Below are 16,316 nucleotides of genomic sequence, written 5' to 3' on the forward strand. Positions count from 1 at the left end.
TTTGCTTAGTTCTGCATTGCCTTCCAAACCTTTGCCGGTGTCGCCGGCATGGTCAGATCATTGTTGCCGATCGCATCGGTGATGGCGTTGATCACCGCCGGCGGGGAACCGATTGCGCCAGCCTCTCCACACCCCTTGAGGCCGAGTGGATTGGACGGGCACGCAGTCGTTTCATGCTTGATCTTGAAGGCGGGCAGATCCTGCGCCCGCGGCATCTGATAGTCCATGTAGCTGGCCGTTATCAGCTGCCCGGTCTCGGGATCGTAATGGGTGCCTTCCGCCAGCGCCTGTCCGATACCCTGTGCCAGTCCGCCATGCACCTGACCCTCGACGATCATCGGATTGACGATGTTGCCGAAATCATCGGCAGCAACGAAATCGACGATCTCCGTCATGCCCGTCTCCGGGTCGACCTCGACCTCGCAAATATAGCAGCCGGAAGGAAAGGTGAAATTCTGCGGATCGTAGAAAGCCCCTTCCTTCAGTCCCGGCTCCATGCCTTCGGGCAAATTGTGAGCCGTATAGGCGGCCAATGCCATCTGGAACCAGGGCACGGACTTGTCGGTGCCCTTCACCTTGAGTTCACCGTCGGAGATCTCGATGTCGCTCTCATCGGCCTCCAGCAGGTGCGCCGCCAGCCTCTTGGCTTTCACCTCAACCTTGTCGAGCGCCTTGGCAATGGCGTTCATGCCCACCGGCCCGGAGCGCGAGCCATAGGTGCCCATCCCCATCTGCACCTTGTCGGTGTCACCATGGATGATCGACACCTGCTCGATCGGCAGGCCGAGCCGGTCGCACACCACTTGCGCGAAGGTGGTCTCATGGCCCTGACCATGGCTGTGCGACCCGGTCAGAATCTCCACCGTGCCGACTGCATTGACCCGCACCTCGGCCGATTCCCACAGTCCCACACCGGCACCGAGCGATCCGACCGCCTGGCTCGGCGCGATGCCGCAGGCTTCGATGTAGCAGCTCATGCCAATGCCGCGCTTTTTGCCGCGCGCCTCGGATTCGCTTCGCCGCGCGGGGAAGTTGTCATAGTCGATCGCTTCCAGCGCCGCGTCGAGGATCGCGTCGAAATTGCCGGTGTCGTAATTCATGATCACCGGCGTCTGATAGGGAAACTCGCGGATGAAATTCTTGCGCCGCAGTTCGACCTGATCGACGCCCAGTTCGCGTGCCGCCGTTGTCATCGCCCGTTCGAGAACATAGGTCGCTTCCGGCCGTCCGGCGCCGCGATAGGCATCAACCGGCGCGGTGTTGGTATAAACAGCACGCACATTGCCGTAGATGTTCGGGATCCGATACTGCCCGGACAACAGCGTCGCGTAGAGATAGGTCGGCGTCGCCGAGGAAAACAGCGACATGTAGGCCCCGATATTGGCAATCGTGTCGACCTTCAGGGCAATGATGTTGTGATCGCCGTCAAATCCCATTCTCACCGTCGAGACGTGATCGCGCGCATGCGCGTCCGTCAGGAAGGCCTCGGTCCGGTCACCCACCCACTTGACCGGCACGCCGGTACGCCGCGCGGCCCAGAGGCAGACGATCTCCTCGGGATAGATGTAGATCTTCGAGCCAAAGCCGCCGCCAACATCCGGCGCGATGACCCGCAGCTTGTTTTCCGGCGCCACATTGTAGAAGGCACTCATCACAAGTCGTGCCACATGCGGATTCTGCGACGTGGTGTAGCAGGTGTAGTGATCTTCCGCCTCGTCATAAACGCCAAGCGCCGCGCGCGGTTCGATCGCATTGGGGATCAGGCGATTGTTGACAATGTCAAGTTCGACAATGTGCGCCGCCTCGGCGAGCGCCGCGTCGGTTGCCGCTTCATCGCCAAGCCCCCAGTCGAAGATCAGATTGTCCTTGGCTTCCGGATGAATTTGCGGTGCGCCCTCTTCAAGGGCCGCGGCTGCTTCGGTGACTGCCGGCAGCACCTCGTAGTCGACCATCACCGCTTCCGCCGCATCACGCGCCTGCGCCTTGCTGTCGGCGACAACGATGGCCACCGCATCACCGACATAGCGCACCACCTCTTCGGCGAGCGGGCGCCAGGCGCCCATATTCATCGGTGATCCATCTTTCGAATGGATCATCCAGCCGCAGATGATATTACCGATCCCGTCCTCGGCCAGCTGCTTGCCGTTCAGCACGGCAATGACCCCGGGCATGCTCTCTGCCTGCGAAGCATCGATGCCGCCGATTTTCGCATGCGCATGCGGCGACCGCACGAAATGCGCAAATTTCATGCCCGGCACCACCATATCGTCGGTATAGCGGCCTTTGCCCGTGATGAAGCGTTTGTCTTCCTTGCGCGTCACCCGCGCACCGATGCCTTCAACTCCCATGGGGTCTTCTCCTCCCGAAAATATAGTGTTCTGACGGCGTGGCAGATGCTTTCAAAACACCGCAATACGATGCCTATGAAGCGGTCCGGTCTCCTCCCGGCTCTACCATGATGCCACTATGCAGCCTGCTATTCCGCGGCGACCTTGGCCCCGGCTCCCATTTCCTCGGCCGCGGCGAGGATCGCCTTGACGATGTTGTGGTAGCCGGTGCAGCGGCAGATATTGCCCTCCAGCTCATGGCGAACGGTCTTCTCGTCCAGCTGGCCGCCATGCCGGCGCACCATATCGACGGCTGTCATGATCATGCCGGGGGTGCAGAAGCCGCATTGCAAACCGTGATGTTCGCGGAACGCCGCCTGCATCGGATGCAACTCTCCGCCGGAAGCCAGCCCTTCGATCGTCAGCACTTCGGCGCCGTCCGCCTGGGCTGCGAGCATGGTGCAGGATTTGACCGCCTTGCCGTCGATGTGCACGACACAGGCGCCGCACTGCGACGTGTCGCAGCCGACATGCGTCCCTGTCAGTCCGAGATTCTCACGGATGAACTGGACCAGGAGCGTCCGGTCCTCGCAAGTGCCGCTGACCGTGCGGCCATTCACGGTGAGATTGATGTCGGCCATGAAATTCCTCCCTTTCACGAGAGCCGACCGGTCGCTGATGACACGAGGTTCGGCCCGAAGCCGCTACTTTGACATCGCGCCGCAAAACTGCAACCACACTTTTGTAGGAGTTCGCAATTGGCGCCCCCGCGGCACCGCCGCCCTGCGCTGACCGCCGTCGTTGATCGTCTGGCACGATCGCCGAGAGAGCTTGTCAGCGCGAAAGCGTTTTCGTTGCCGCCTCAAGGCCACGCAGGGTCAGGGGATACATGCGATCCTCGAAGATCTGCCGGATGATCTGCGTCGACTGCGTGATCGACCAGTATTTCTCTGCCACCGGATTGATCCACGCGACCTTTGGGAAATGGCTGAGAACGCGCTGCAGCCAGATCTGGCCCGCTTCCGCGTTCCAGTGTTCGACGGAGCCGCCGGCGGCGATCACCTCATACGGGCTCATCGCCGCATCGCCGACAAACAGCACCCGATAGTCCGATCCGAAAGTGCGGATCACGTCGAGGGTCGCCATCTTCTCGCGGCGGCCACGCCGGTTGTCTTTCCACACGGTCTCGTAGAGGCAGTTGTGGAAATAGAAATATTCCATGTGGCGAAACTCGGCACGGGCGGCCGAAAAGAGCTCTTCGACAACGCGCACGTGATCATCCATCGATCCGCCAACGTCGAAAAACATCAGCAGCTTCACCGCATTGCGCCGCTCCGGACGGGTTTGCACGTCGAGCCACCCATGCTCCGCAGTCGAGCGGATCGTCCCCGACAGATCCAGCTCCTCGGCGGCGCCCTCGCGCACCCAGCGGCGCAGCCGTTTCAGAGCGATCTTGATGTTGCGTGTCCCGAGTTCGACGGAATCATCGAAATTGCGGAATTCGCGTTTGTCCCAGACCTTGACGGCCCGCCGGTGCCGGCTCTCATTCTGGCCGATGCGCACGCCCTCAGGATTATATCCATGCGCCCCGAAGGGTGATGTGCCAGCCGTGCCGATCCACTTCGAGCCGCCCTGGTGCCGACCCTGCTGCTCCTCCAGACGCTTTTTCAGCGTCTCCATCAGTTTGTCGAAACCGCCGAGACTTTCGACGAGCTTCTTTTCCTCGTCGCTGAGATGCTTTTCCGCCAGCCGCCGCAGCCACTCCTCCGGCAAATTTCGGCTTTCGACACCCGCGCCATCGCCGCCTTCGCCGCCGACCGCCTCCAGCCCTTTGAAATACTGGCCGAAAACCCTGTCAAAGCGATCAACATGGCGCTCGTCCTTCACCAGGGCCGACCGTGCCAGATAATAGAACCCTTCCACATCATGGTGCACGACGCCGTCTTCCAGCGCCTCGAGAAGCGTCAGATACTCGCGCAGCGAGACCGGCACACCGGCAGCCTTCAATTCGAGAAAGAACGGCAGAAACATGCGCTTGTCCTAACGCTTTTGGCGCCCTAGGGAAACCTCGGCAGTGCACCATTTTGCGCGCTGATCCATCGGTGTCGCCACCGGTTTCGGCACCGCTTCACCCCCCGCGGCCCATGGCAATCCTACCGGCTGTATTTGATGAACGGCGTTTCCTTGCCGATGCGATCATACAAACGCCGGGCAGTCACGTTAAAATCCTGTGTCAGCCAATAGACCGACGGGCAACCCTCCGCGTCGGCTGCCGCATAAACCGCTTCGATCAGCGCGCGGCCGACGCCGCTGCCACGCACCTGTGTGTCCGCGAACAGATCCTGCAGATAGCAGACATTTTCAATCCGCCAGCAGTGGCGATGAAACAGGTAATGCACCAGCCCACAGGCCTTGCCGTCAATTTCGGCGAGCAAGCCGCGAAACTCGTTCGGCGAGCCATCATTGCCGGTCAGCAGACGCGCAAATGTCGTCTGGTAGACCTCGTTGGCCACCTGCGTCTCGTAATAGTCGAGATATCCGGTCCACAGGCGACGCCATTCCGCCTCGTCGGCTTTGGTGATCGGGCGGATGACTGGCTCGCTCATGACGCCTCTCCTTTCGCCACCGCGGCCATCTCCGGACGTTTGCTGCCTTCCCGGTCGTCGCCGATCTCGGCCATATTGAATGGCGTGGTCTGATAGACCTGGTTGATCCAGTTTCCGAACAGCAAGAAAGCATGCGAGCGCCAGCGGTTGAGCGGCCGTTGCTCGGGATCATCATTTGGAAAATAGTTCGCCGGAATACGCACCGGGCGTCCGGCCTCCACATCGCGGAAATACTCATCCGCCAGGGAATTGGAATCATATTCGATATGATTGAAGATGTAGAGCCGGTTGGCGAACGCCTCATGCAACAGGCACAAGCCGGTCTCGTTCGACTCCATCAACACATCCAGCCCCGGCACCAGGTCTTCGCGCCGCACCTCGGTCCAGCGTGATACCGAAACCTGGAAATCGTCGGAAAAGCCTGACAGATAAGGCGATGCCGGCGCCAGATTGCGGTGCCGATATATTCCCGAGGCCTTGGTTTCCAACGGATGCTTCGGCACACCGTGAAAATGCCACGCCGCCGCCATAGCCCCCCAGCAGACAAAAAAGCTGGAATGCGCATGCGTCGTCGTCCAGTCGAGAATCCGCTCCATTTCGGGCCAGTAGGTGACCTCCTCGAACGGCAGGGTTTCGATGGGCGCCCCGGTGATGATGAAGCCGTCGAACTTGCGATCCTTCACCTCTTCCCACGTATGGTAGAAGTTGATCAGATGCGCTTCTGGCGTGTTGCGCGCCTGGTGCGAGCCGATGCGCACCAGGGTCAGTTCGACCTGCAGCGGGCTCGATCCGACCAGGCGGGCAATTTGCGATTCCGTCACGGTCTTGTTCGGCATCAGGTTCAGAAGGCCGATCTGCAGGGGCCGAATATCCTGTCGCACTGCCAGGGATTCATCCATCACCTGAATGCCCTCACGCACAAGAACATCGCGCGCGGGAAGTCCGTCGGGAATCCTGATGGGCATGGCCGCCTCTCCTCTTCACCGGCCGGCCAGCACTTTACACTTGCTTGACTGCTGCCGGTGCGATGGGTGACGCCCACGGCCCTTTAGCGAGTTTTTTAACGTGGCTGCAAGCCGGCCGGCCAAATCACCACAATCGGAAATGCAATAGTCCCTTGCGCTTCAAGGGTCAAGCAAACCGGGCCCGCCTGCAATTGCCGCTCACGTGGCTGCCTCCGGTGCCGGAAAATCGATCTCGAAGCGATAGCCTTCCGGTGTGGCACGCAGATGTGGCTGTCCGCCGAGCTGGCGCCCGACCGAGAGGATGATGCGTTGGCCAAGACCGCGCGGCCGCGGTGGTCTGTCTGCGGCATCCGGTCCAGCCGCAACTGCTTCCTTTTGCGAGCCGATGCCGTTGTCGCGCATCGCCAGGTGGTAGCGGTCCCCCTCGCGCCGCCCCGACAGAAGGATGCGGCCGGGCTCGCCCCCTGGGAAAGCATGCTTGAAGGCATTGGCGACGAATTCATTGGCAATGATGGCAAAGGCCGAGGCTTTCTGAGCCTCGACCCGGATCGGTGCCATGTCGACTTCCAGGGAAATGTTTTGCGGCGCGGTCTCACCGAGCAATGAGGTAAGGCGCTCGGCGAATTCGGGCAGCGCAACCTCCCCGTCCACGGCCGCCGAATAAAACTCGTGATGCAGATGGCTTATCGCCGCCACGCGCTGCGCCGCCGCTTCCAGTTCCGAACGGGCTTCCTCATGTTGGGTACGCCGCTTCTGCATGGTCAGGAAGGAGGTGACCATCGCCAGCGAATTCTTGACCCGGTGATCAATCTCGCGCGCCAGCAGATCACGTCCCGCCAGGGCGGTTTCGAGACGCGCGCTCAGATCCTCGGATTCTTGCAGCCTGCGCCGCAATTCGAGTTGCGCCATCACCTGCCGGCTAAGGACTTTCAAGGCAAAGCGCTGATCCTCCGTCAACTGCCGGGGATTATGGTCGAGGACGCACAGCATGCCGAGAGACAGGCCATCCTCGGTCATCAGCGGCGCTCCGGCATAGAAGCGAACCGGGTCTTCTTTTGCGGTAACGATGTCCATGTCGGCGGTACGCGGATCAAGCCGCGTATCGGGGATCTCGAAAATGCCGTCCTCGGACAGTCCATGCGCGCAGATCGAGTTCTCCAGCGTCGTTTGGCTGTCTGCAAAGCCCTTGCGGGCCTTGAACCACTGCCGGTCGCGGTCAATCAGGGAGACCAGTGAAACGGGCGTGCCGGTGATGCGAGACGCCAGTTCGACCAGTTCGTCATACTCTGTTTCCGGAACCGTATCGAGGATACGATACGCGTCAAGGCGGCTGAGGCGGTCATCTTCCCGGGGATGTGGCTCGGCTCGCATCGCAAACCTCCAGACTGGTCGTGAATTTCTCCGCCTCAGGCCGGCAGACCTGCATCTGCTGACTGCAGAAACAGCTACCCGCGCTGACGGGCCAGAAAGGCAAGCCGCTCGAAGAGATGGACATCCTGCTCGTTCTTCAATAACGCCCCATGCAGTTTCGGCAAGGCGTTTCTCGCATCGCCGCGCAGATCTTCGGGTGCCACATCATCCGCTACCAGAAGGCGAATCCAGTCGAGCACCTCGGATGTAGAAGGTTTTTTCTTCAGCCCGGCAGTATCGCGGATCTCGTAGAATTGGGCCAGCGCTTCCCGCACCAGTGACTGCTTGATGCCCGGATAGTGCACATCGACGATACGCTGCAACGTCTCCATGTCGGGAAACCGGATGAAATGGAAAAAGCAGCGGCGCAGGAAGGCGTCTGGCAGCTCCTTCTCGTTGTTGGAAGTGATGATGACGATCGGGCGCTGCCTGGCCTTGATCATCTCGCCGGTCTCGTAGACGTAAAACTCCATCCGGTCGAGTTCCTGCAGCAGATCATTCGGAAACTCGATATCCGCCTTGTCGATCTCATCGATCAGCAACACCGCCCGCTGCTCCGCTTCAAAAGCTGTCCAGAGCTTGCCCTTGCGGATGTAGTTCGAGATGTCGTTGACCCGCTCGTCTCCCAGCTGGCTGTCACGCAGCCGGTTGACCGCATCGTACTCGTAAAGGCCCTGCTGCGCCTTGGTTGTCGACTTGATCGACCACTCGATCAGATCGAGATCGAGGGATGCCGCCACCTGGCGCGCCAGTTCCGTCTTGCCGGTGCCGGGTTCGCCCTTGACCAGCAAGGGGCGTTCAAGGCGGATGGCCGCATTCACCGCGATCGTCAGATCTTTTTCGGCAACGTAGCTGTCAGTGCCTTCAAACTTCATAGGAGAATGTCCTCTCGCGCTGGGCATGTCACAATGGCGCTGTCCTCACCACACTCACGACCATTTCGCAAGTTTCCCCGCCAGTTCAATTTGGATATCGCGCATCGCGACCGAGGCTCACCCCTCGATTTCCTCGCGCAGCATTTCCAGTTCCAGCCACTCGCTCTCCATCGCCTCGAGCGCTGTCTTTTGCTCCGCAAGCCGGGTTGCCAGGCTGGAAAACCGCTCGGGATCGCGCGCAAACAAGGCCGGATCTGCCATCCGTGCTTCGATGTCCTTTATCGTGGCAGTGGCGGCCTCCATCCGCTCTGGAAGCGTTTCCAGGGCGTATTTCTGCTTGTAGGACAGTTTTCGCACTGCTTGCGCCGGCTTGCGGACCCCGTCCGTCTTCTTCGTGCCTGTGTCTTTCGATGCCTTGCCGGCGGCCCGCCGGTCGCTGTTCTCAGCATCGCGGCGCTGTGCGCGCATGTCGCTGTAGCCGCCGGCATAGGCAATCCAGTGCCCGTTCGGCGCCGTCGGCGTCGCCGGAGCCAGTGTCGTGCTGACGGTTCGATCGAGAAAATCCCGGTCATGGCTGACCAGCAGGACGGTGCCCGAATAGTTCGTGACGATTTCCTCGAGCAGATCGAGGGTCTCAATGTCGAGATCGTTCGTGGGTTCGTCGAGAATCAGCAGGTTGGAGGGACGCGCCAGGATGCGGGCCAGTATCAGCCGCGCCTTCTCCCCCCCCGACAGGTTGCGGATCGGCGTGCCCGCCTGTTCGGGCGCGAACAGAAACTCCTTCATGTAGCCGGTCACATGCTTCTGCGCGCCATTGACGATCAGCGTGTCGCCGCGACCGTCCGTGAGAAAATGCGACAGGGTTTCATCCGGATCCAGCGCCGCGCGCTGCTGATCAAGCCGGGCAATTTCCAGATTGGTGCCGAGGCGCACGAGCCCCTCATCGGGGGGAAGTTCCCCGGTCAACATCTTGATCAGCGTCGTCTTGCCGGCTCCGTTCGGCCCGACCAGTCCGATGCAATCGCCGCGATGGATGCGGATCGAAAAATCATCGACGACCGCCTGCCCGCCAAAACGTTTCGAAATGCCCTCGGCTTCGATGACCAGCTTGCCCGACTCGCGCCCCTTGCTGAGAGTTGCCGCAACCCGCCCCTGCGGACCATCGTGCTCGCGGTGCGATTTGCGCAGTGCCTGCAATTGCCCGAGCCGCCGCACATTGCGTTTGCGCCGGGCGGTGACGCCATAGCGCAGCCAGTGCTCTTCGCGCTCGATCTGCCGGCCAAGCTTGTGCTGCTCCTCAGCCTCCGCTTCGAGCACCTCATCGCGCCAGGCTTCGAAGTGGGAAAAATCCTTCTCGATCCGACGCGCCTTGCCCCGGTCCAGCCATACGGTTGCCCGGCTGACCCGCGCCAGAAAACGCCGGTCATGCGAGATCACCAGAACGGCGCCCTTCATCCGGCGGATTTCCTCTTCCAGCCATTCGATCGCCGGCAGGTCGAGATGGTTGGTCGGCTCGTCGAGCAGCAGAATGTCCGGATCCGGCGCCATCACCCGGGCCAGGGCGGCACGCCGCGCCTCACCACCCGACAGTCGCGCCGGATCTTCTGTTCCATCCAGCCCGAGATGCTCCAGCAGATAGCTGACCCGATGCGCCTCATCGCCTGGCGCCAGCCCTGCCTCCGCGTAGGCGCGCACACTTTCATGACCGCCGAAGTCCGGGGCCTGTGGCAGATAGCGCACCGTCGCCGAAGGGTGTCGAAAGATGTCCCCCGATTGCGGCTCGACCAGCCCGGCGGCAATCTTCAAAAGTGTCGACTTGCCGGAGCCGTTGCGACCCACGAGACAGATGCGGTCGCCCGGACCGACCTGGAGATCAGCTTCGTCTAGCAGCGGCGTCCCGCCGAAGGACAGGGATATGTGGTCAAGTTTGAGAATGGGCGGCGCCATGTCACACTCCGGAAAAATCGTGCGGACGGGCGATCATGATCGCTCTTCCCGACCTCAGGCTCAGTTCGATCGGACCTTCGGCCACGTTTGAAATGGGCCGCGAACTGCCGAATGGAATGGCCATGTCGACCAGCGGATAGCGCGCTCCGCGGATCGTCAGGCCGCCGAGATCGGAAAACGGCAATAGTGAGAACAGAGCGCCCGCAGGCAAATCAACCGCCAGGCGATTCTGTGAGCCCGCGCTCAGCGGGTGGGCTTCTTCCGCGCCCGAGGACAGGACGACGATGAGACCGCGTTCCGCGAGTGCGACCGCCTGCACCAGATGCATGGCCGCATGATCGGTCCGCTCACCGCCGAACGCACCGAACAGACGCAGATGCGTGGCGCCCAGCGCGATCGCCTCATCAATGGCGATCTCACCGTCAGTGGCGTTCTTTTCCGCCGCGAAGGCGCGACGCGGTATGTTCGGCCAGGCCGCTTGGTCGCCGGCATCGGTTGAATCAAAGTCGCCCAGCCACAGTTCCGGCTGCACGCCGAGCGCGGCCGCATGCCGGATGCCGCTGTCAGCCGCGATCACACGGCATTGCGCGGCCAACGCCCGGACACGGGCATCAACCTGCAGCGCGCCGCCGAGCAGGATTGCAAATCGCTTCGTCATGGCGACGGCACATAGCAGGTTTTCACCGGCTTGCCAGCGGCGCCGCGGCAAACTATGTCTGTCAATGCTCTAACGGGGTGCCTGGTCGTCCGGACCAGGCTGAGAGGCGTTCGCCGCCAACCCGAAGAACCTGATCCGGTTAGAACCGGCGGAGGGATTAGACGCCATATCAAGCGCCTTTCCCATCCCACAACAAAGGAGGCGCTGATGCCATCAAAGACCACCAATTTTACCCTTTCCGCCATGCTGGCTGCCGGTTTGGCTGCCGCAACGCCCCTCGCCGCGCAGACGGCTGACCGGGAGCTGACCGTCTACACCTATGAAAGCTTCGTCGCCGAGTGGGGACCGGGTCCGCAAATCGAGGCGGCCTTCGAGGCACAGTGCAGCTGTGATCTCAAATGGGTCGGCGTGGCCGATGGAGTGGCTCTGCTTAATCGCCTCAAGCTCGAAGGTGAAGAGGCGGCGGCCGGCGTTGTCCTCGGGCTCGACACCAACCTTGTCACCGAAGCCAAGGCCACCGGCCTGTTCGAAGCGCACGGCATCGATGCCGCTGCCGTCGAAGTTCCCGGAGATTTCGCCGATGACACTTTCCTGCCCTATGATTACGGCCACTTCGCCGTTGTCTACGACTCCGAGGCCATCGCCGCGCCGCCGGCCAGCCTGAAGGAGCTCGTCGAGGGGGACTCCAATCAGAAGATCGTCATCCAGGACCCGCGCACCTCGACACCCGGCCTCGGTCTGCTGCTCTGGATCAAGAAGGTCTACGGCGACGACGCTGCCGCCGCCTGGAGCCAGCTCAAGGACCGCGTTCTGACGGTGACCCCGGGTTGGTCGGAAGCCTATGGGCTGTTTACCAGCGGCGAGGCACCGATGGTGCTCTCCTATACGACCTCGCCAGCCTATCACATGGTCGCCGAGGAGACCGACCGCTATCAGGCGGCGGCATTTGACGAGGGCCATTATCTGCAGATCGAAGTCGCAGGCCTGCTCAAGGCCGCGCCTGACAAGGAACTGGCGCGCCAGTTCCTGACATTCATGCTCAGTCAGGAGTTTCAACAGGTCATCCCGACGACCAACTGGATGCTGCCGGCTGTTGCCATTGAAGCCGACCTGCCGGATGCCTTTGACAAACTGGTCAAGCCCGCAACCAGCCTGCTGTATGAGCCGCAGGTGGTCGCTGAAAATCGCAAGGCATGGATCGATGAATGGCTCAATGCGATGAGCAAATGATGCGGCTGCGATGTCGTCATTACTGACCCGCGCGGAAAGTCGCGCCGCCGTACTCGGCGGCGTGATCGCCATTGCTGCCATCAGCGTGGCCATCGCTGTGCCGGTGACCGCCCTGTTGTGGCGCGGCACCACGGGGGAAGCGCCCGATCTCGGATTTGATTCCTACCTGCTGCGCGTGACGCGATTCACGCTGCTCCAGGCCGTTCTTTCGACGCTGCTCTCGGTGGCTCTCGCCATACCTCTGGCCCGCGCCCTGGCGCGGCGCCCCTCGTTTCCCGGCCGGGTCTGGCTGCTGCGCCTCTTCGCGGTGCCTCTCGGCCTGCCGCCGCTGGTGGCCGCACTCGGCCTGCTCACCATCTGGGGGCGACAAGGCGCCGTCAACGATCTGCTGACCGGGCTGACGGGAGGCGAGCCTTTTTCGATCTACGGATTGAGCGGCATCCTGCTTGCCCATGTCTTCTTCAATCTGCCGCTGACAGCGCGCTTGCTGCTGCTCGGACTCGAGCGCTTGCCGCAGGAATACTGGAAGAACGCAGCCATCCTCGGCCTCGGGCAGTGGACGACCTTCCGTCATGTCGAATGGCCGGCGATGCTGCAGCCGGCACTTGCCGCCGCCAGCCTCGTATTCATGCTGTGCATCACCTCGTTCACTCTCGTGCTGGTGCTCGGCGGCGGGCCTGCGGCCACAACGCTCGAAGTGGCCGTCTACCAGGCGCTGCGCTTCGACTTTGACCCCTCGCGTGCCGTTTTCCTCGCCGTCATCCAGATAGCCCTGACAATCGCCGCGCTGGCGCTGCTGCGCCTGACCGGTGGTCGTGACGATGTGTCGGAACTGATGGTGACCGGCCAGGCGCGACCGGATGTGCACGGCCGAGCTGCTGGTCTCGTCGATATGACAGTCATCCTGGTCGCCGCCTTGTTCGTGCTCTCTCCGCTTCTGGCCACGCTCGTTGCGGGGCTGTCGGCCGATCTGCCGCGCCTCCTGACGGAAGCGGCGCTTTGGCGCGCCGGACTGACCAGCCTCGGCGTCGCACTCTGCGCCGCGCTGCTGTCGCTTCTGCTGGCCCTGTTGTTGATCCGCGCTCGCTTGCAAATGCCCGGCCTCGGGGCACAGCGCACCAAGCACGGCCTTGATGCGCTGGCTGGAGCCGCCGGCTCGCTGGTCCTGATGGTGCCGCCGATCGTGTTGGGTGCCGGTTGGTTTCTCCTGTTTCGCGGCGCTCGCGGCTCGATTCTCCTGCCGCTGATACTGATCATCATCATCAATGCCATGATGGCGCTTCCTTTCGTCATGCGGGTTCTGGAGGGCGCTTACCGCACGGCCATGAGCCGCAACGGGCAATTGGCGCTGGCGCTCGGGGTGACCGGCCTGAGCCGCATCCGGCGCATCGATCTGCCGGCGCTGGCTCGGCCGCTCGGCGCGGCATTTGCATTTGCGATGGCGTTGTCGCTCGGAGATCTCGGCGCCATCGCCCTGTTCGGCAATGACAGGCTGGTGACACTGCCCTACCTTCTGTTGCAGAAAATGGGCAGCTACCGCACTGCCGATGCCGCCGGCATGGCTCTGATCCTCGCAACACTGTGCATCGGCTTGATGATGCTTGCCGACCGGTCCGTCAGCCGGCAGCGCAGCGGCACGCAGAAGAACCCGCAGAAGAACAAGGGCCGCATGCCATGACCGCCGTCTCTTCCGCGACAAGCGACAGGGCAGTCGCCTTGCAGCTCGAGGGCGTGCAATTGCAGCTGGGGACCAGTTCGATGCACTTCGACCTGTCACGGCCGACGGGCAGCGTGACGGCGATCATGGGACCGTCGGGTTCGGGGAAATCCACCCTGCTCAACCTGATTGCCGGATTTCTGACAGCGGATGCTGGCCGGATCCTGATCGAAGGCATTGATGTCGGACACCTGCCGCCGGCGCGGCGTGGCCTGTCGATGGTGTTCCAGGACAATAACCTTTTCGCTCATCTCGACATTGCCACCAATATCGGCCTCGGGCTCGATCCGCATCTCAAGCTGACGGCGGATCAAAAGAAAACCATCGAGGCGGCCCTGGAACGGGTGGGTCTGCAAGGCTTCGGCCGCCGTCTGCCCGGGACGCTGTCCGGCGGTGAGCGGCAACGCGCCGCGCTTGCGCGGGCCTTCGCTCGCCGGCAACCTCTCCTGCTGCTCGATGAACCCTTTGACGGGCTTGGCCCCGGTCTCGCCGCCGACATGATCGCCCTGATGCTGGAAATTCGTCGTGACGTCGGCGCCACCGTGCTGATGGTCACTCACGATCCGGACGAGGCAAAGATGGCCGCCGGCCATGTGCTGTTTCTCAGCAAGGGCAGGATCATCGCCGAAGGCGCAATCGATGGGTTCTTCGAGCGCCGGGATGTGCCAGAACTGGCCCGCTATCTCGGCACCGATTCCAGCCCGGCGACGGCTGCGCAAAAGCGTCCCCCGACCTCCCCTCTGCCCTAGCGACGATGGCCGACCGAAGCATGCATCCAGCCGTCATGCCACCTCGCGGCCACAATTTCGACCAGCTGAGATGGCACTGGAACCCTGAACTGAATTAGGGTAAGCACTGCAACCAATTGACCACTTCAAGGTTCATCTCTCGGAGTGTCCGAGAGTTCGCCCCGCCGTTGCAACTGCTCTTTCACAAAGTTACACGCGAACCGGAGTGCATGCGCCGATCTTTTCCCCTCATGCCTGTGTTACAACGCCCCGGTCCGGTTGCGGTGCCCGGTCCTATTGCGGTGAATAGCGCTGCGCCGGTTCAGGCGCATTATGCATCCACCATGCCGAAACCCCGCCGCACGGCGCGGTTGGCTCGGATGGCGGCGATCGGATTGACCCTCGCGCTTGCCGGGTGCCAGACTCTTGGTGTTGATGTTTACAAGCCGGACGTCAGCCCCTCCGCTTCGCCGCAGACCGCCGAGCGCGCCGGCAGCGCCGATCCGCGCACCAAGATCGGCGCCAGTGAGCATCCGCGCATCGTTGCAAGCTATGGCGGGGAATATCGCGACCAGCGCACGGAAAAGCTGCTCGCCCGCATCATCGGCAAGCTGACCGTCGTCTCGGAGAACCCGCAGCAGGCCTACCGCGTCACGGTTCTCAACTCACCGGCGGTCAATGCCTTTGCCCTGCCCGGCGGCTATGTCTATGTCACCCGCGGCCTTCTGGCTCTGGCCAATGACGCCTCCGAAGTAGCGGCCGTGATCGCCCATGAAATGGGCCATGTGACGGGCAATCATGGCATTGAACGTCGCCAGCGCGAACGCGAGGAAGCGCTCGCCGAACGAATGGCCGCAAGTGCCATGGAAAAGGGGCTCGCCGCCCGCGAGGAACTGGCCCAGAGCAAGCTTCGCCTCGCTGCCTTCTCGCGCAACCAGGAACTCGCTGCCGATGCGATCGGCGTGCGCATGCTCGGGGAAGCCGGTTACGACACCTATGCCGCCGCCCGTTTCCTCAATTCCATGGACGCCTACAGCCGCTTCTCTGCCGTGGATCCGACGAGCGACCAAAGTCTCGATTTCCTGTCCAGTCACCCCAACGCACCTCAGCGCCTGGAGTTGGTCAAGCAGCACGCCCGCGCCTTCGGACCCGAGGGCACCACCGAGCCGGGCCGCGATTTCTATCTTGACGGCATAGATGGGCTGTTATTCGGCGACAGCCCTCAAGAAGGCTATGTCCGGGGCACGGCATTCCTGCACCCGGTTCTTGGCATCCGTTTTGAAGTTCCCAGCGGGTTCCGCATCGACAACAAGGCGGACGCCGTTCTCGCCACAGGTCCCGATGACCTTGCCGTCCGCTTTGACGGGGTCAGCGAAAATTCTCGCCGCTCCCTGTCGGACTACATGGCAAGCGGATGGGTCACCGGTCTGATCGCCGGCTCGATTCGCGAAACCCGTCTCGGGGGTTTCGAGGCTGCGACAGCCAGAGCCCGCGCCGATCGCTGGGATTTCGACATCACCATCGTCAAGGTCGACAACCGCATCTATCGCTTTCTGACCGCCGCACCGCTGAATTCGCCGCATCTTGAGCCAACTGCGGCCAAGCTGCGTGACAGTTTCCGCAAGCTGACCGCCGGTGAGGCAAAGAGCCTGCAACCCCTGCGCATCCGCATCGTGACGGCACGGGCACGTGATACGCTGACCTCGATGGCAGCCAAGATGCGCGGAACGGACCGCAAGCAGGAACTGTTCCAATTGCTCAACGCCATCGGGCCCGGTGCAGGGATCGAACCAGGCCGGCGCTACAAGATCGTCACGGATTGAAATTTATCGCAGGAAGCCGTCCGGTCGCTT

General features: G+C 62.2%; 13 protein-coding genes and 2 riboswitches. Of the genes, 4 read left to right on the forward strand and 9 right to left on the reverse strand.

Translation table 11 applies throughout. The features are described from left to right. Positions 1-5 precede the first annotated feature (5 nt). From KY465_RS04670 to KY465_RS04710, 9 genes are all read right to left on the reverse strand, one after another. Positions 6-2,348, reverse strand: coding sequence for a xanthine dehydrogenase family protein molybdopterin-binding subunit (locus tag KY465_RS04670; RefSeq protein WP_219200300.1), 2,343 nt, complete (start codon positions 2,346-2,348; stop codon positions 6-8). Positions 2,349-2,476: 128 nt separating this feature from the next. Further along, positions 2,477-2,968: a (2Fe-2S)-binding protein gene (locus KY465_RS04675; RefSeq protein WP_219200301.1), complete on the reverse strand. Its 492-nt coding sequence runs from the start codon at positions 2,966-2,968 to the stop codon at positions 2,477-2,479. Positions 2,969-3,161: 193 nt separating this feature from the next. Continuing rightward, positions 3,162-4,358, reverse strand: a complete 1,197-nt coding sequence (locus tag KY465_RS04680; protein ID WP_219200302.1) for a vWA domain-containing protein — start codon at positions 4,356-4,358, stop codon at positions 3,162-3,164. A gap of 122 nt (positions 4,359-4,480) precedes the next feature. Then, the gene (locus KY465_RS04685) at positions 4,481-4,933 is read right to left on the reverse strand and encodes a GNAT family N-acetyltransferase (RefSeq protein WP_219200304.1); all 453 of its coding nucleotides are present in this window, start codon (positions 4,931-4,933) and stop codon (positions 4,481-4,483) included. Then, the gene (locus KY465_RS04690; RefSeq protein ID WP_219200306.1) at positions 4,930-5,898 is read right to left on the reverse strand and encodes a homoserine O-succinyltransferase; all 969 of its coding nucleotides are present in this window, start codon (positions 5,896-5,898) and stop codon (positions 4,930-4,932) included. Before KY465_RS04690 ends, KY465_RS04685 begins: the two co-directional genes overlap by 4 nt. A 63-nt stretch (positions 5,899-5,961) precedes the next feature. Beyond that, positions 5,962-6,039, reverse strand: a riboswitch (SAM riboswitch). Between the two features lie 57 nt (positions 6,040-6,096). Beyond that, positions 6,097-7,269, reverse strand: coding sequence for a sensor histidine kinase (locus KY465_RS04695; RefSeq protein WP_219200308.1), 1,173 nt, complete (start codon positions 7,267-7,269; stop codon positions 6,097-6,099). A 74-nt stretch (positions 7,270-7,343) separates the two neighbouring features. Beyond that, on the reverse strand, positions 7,344-8,183 hold the full coding sequence (locus KY465_RS04700) for an AAA family ATPase (RefSeq protein ID WP_219200309.1): 840 nt from the start codon (positions 8,181-8,183) through the stop codon (positions 7,344-7,346). Between the two features lie 117 nt (positions 8,184-8,300). Beyond that, positions 8,301-10,130, reverse strand: coding sequence for an ABC-F family ATP-binding cassette domain-containing protein (locus KY465_RS04705; RefSeq protein ID WP_219200311.1), 1,830 nt, complete (start codon positions 10,128-10,130; stop codon positions 8,301-8,303). A gap of 1 nt (position 10,131) precedes the next feature. After that, positions 10,132-10,788 carry a thiamine diphosphokinase gene (locus KY465_RS04710; RefSeq protein WP_219200313.1) on the reverse strand — a complete coding sequence of 219 codons (657 nt, stop codon included), beginning with the start codon at positions 10,786-10,788 and terminating at the stop codon, positions 10,132-10,134. A gap of 63 nt (positions 10,789-10,851) precedes the next feature. Further along, positions 10,852-10,962: riboswitch (TPP riboswitch) on the forward strand. Between the two features lie 33 nt (positions 10,963-10,995). On the opposite strand from KY465_RS04710, the gene thiB reads away from it, so the two are divergent. The 4 genes from thiB (at position 10,996) to KY465_RS04730 (ending at position 16,286) form a co-directional block, all read left to right on the forward strand. Further along, on the forward strand, positions 10,996-12,018 hold the full coding sequence (thiB, locus tag KY465_RS04715; RefSeq protein ID WP_219200315.1) for a thiamine ABC transporter substrate binding subunit: 1,023 nt from the start codon (positions 10,996-10,998) through the stop codon (positions 12,016-12,018). Positions 12,019-12,028: 10 nt separating this feature from the next. Further along, on the forward strand, positions 12,029-13,696 hold the full coding sequence (gene thiP / locus KY465_RS04720; protein ID WP_219200316.1) for a thiamine/thiamine pyrophosphate ABC transporter permease: 1,668 nt from the start codon (positions 12,029-12,031) through the stop codon (positions 13,694-13,696). After that, complete coding sequence (locus KY465_RS04725; RefSeq protein ID WP_219200318.1) at positions 13,693-14,484, forward strand: thiamine ABC transporter ATP-binding protein; 792 nt, start codon at positions 13,693-13,695, stop codon at positions 14,482-14,484. The genes thiP and KY465_RS04725 overlap by 4 nt, the downstream gene beginning before the upstream one ends. 323 nt (positions 14,485-14,807) lie before the next feature. Continuing rightward, positions 14,808-16,286 (forward strand): M48 family metalloprotease, encoded by a 1,479-nt coding sequence (locus KY465_RS04730; protein WP_219200321.1) that lies wholly within the window; start codon positions 14,808-14,810, stop codon positions 16,284-16,286. The last annotated feature ends 30 nt before the right edge of the window (positions 16,287-16,316 follow it).

The organism is Neohoeflea coraliihabitans, from assembly GCF_019334345.1.
GTDB classification, from domain to species: domain Bacteria; phylum Pseudomonadota; class Alphaproteobacteria; order Rhizobiales; family Rhizobiaceae; genus Pseudohoeflea; species Pseudohoeflea coraliihabitans.

Bases quoted from the DNA above. Each gene is read 5' to 3' on its own strand.
- KY465_RS04670 (WP_219200300.1), bottom strand. From the start codon at position 2,348: ATGGGAGTTGAAGGCATCGGTGCGCGGGTGACGCGCAAGGAAGACAAA.
- KY465_RS04675 (WP_219200301.1), bottom strand. From the start codon at position 2,968: ATGGCCGACATCAATCTCACCGTGAATGGCCGCACGGTCAGCGGCACT.
- KY465_RS04680 (WP_219200302.1), bottom strand. From the start codon at position 4,358: ATGTTTCTGCCGTTCTTTCTCGAATTGAAGGCTGCCGGTGTGCCGGTC.
- KY465_RS04685 (WP_219200304.1), bottom strand. From the start codon at position 4,933: ATGAGCGAGCCAGTCATCCGCCCGATCACCAAAGCCGACGAGGCGGAA.
- KY465_RS04690 (WP_219200306.1), bottom strand. From the start codon at position 5,898: ATGCCCATCAGGATTCCCGACGGACTTCCCGCGCGCGATGTTCTTGTG.
- KY465_RS04695 (WP_219200308.1), bottom strand. From the start codon at position 7,269: ATGCGAGCCGAGCCACATCCCCGGGAAGATGACCGCCTCAGCCGCCTT.
- KY465_RS04700 (WP_219200309.1), bottom strand. From the start codon at position 8,183: ATGAAGTTTGAAGGCACTGACAGCTACGTTGCCGAAAAAGATCTGACG.
- KY465_RS04705 (WP_219200311.1), bottom strand. From the start codon at position 10,130: ATGGCGCCGCCCATTCTCAAACTTGACCACATATCCCTGTCCTTCGGC.
- KY465_RS04710 (WP_219200313.1), bottom strand. From the start codon at position 10,788: ATGACGAAGCGATTTGCAATCCTGCTCGGCGGCGCGCTGCAGGTTGAT.
- thiB (WP_219200315.1), top strand. From the start codon at position 10,996: ATGCCATCAAAGACCACCAATTTTACCCTTTCCGCCATGCTGGCTGCC.
- thiP (WP_219200316.1), top strand. From the start codon at position 12,029: ATGTCGTCATTACTGACCCGCGCGGAAAGTCGCGCCGCCGTACTCGGC.
- KY465_RS04725 (WP_219200318.1), top strand. From the start codon at position 13,693: ATGACCGCCGTCTCTTCCGCGACAAGCGACAGGGCAGTCGCCTTGCAG.
- KY465_RS04730 (WP_219200321.1), top strand. From the start codon at position 14,808: ATGCCGAAACCCCGCCGCACGGCGCGGTTGGCTCGGATGGCGGCGATC.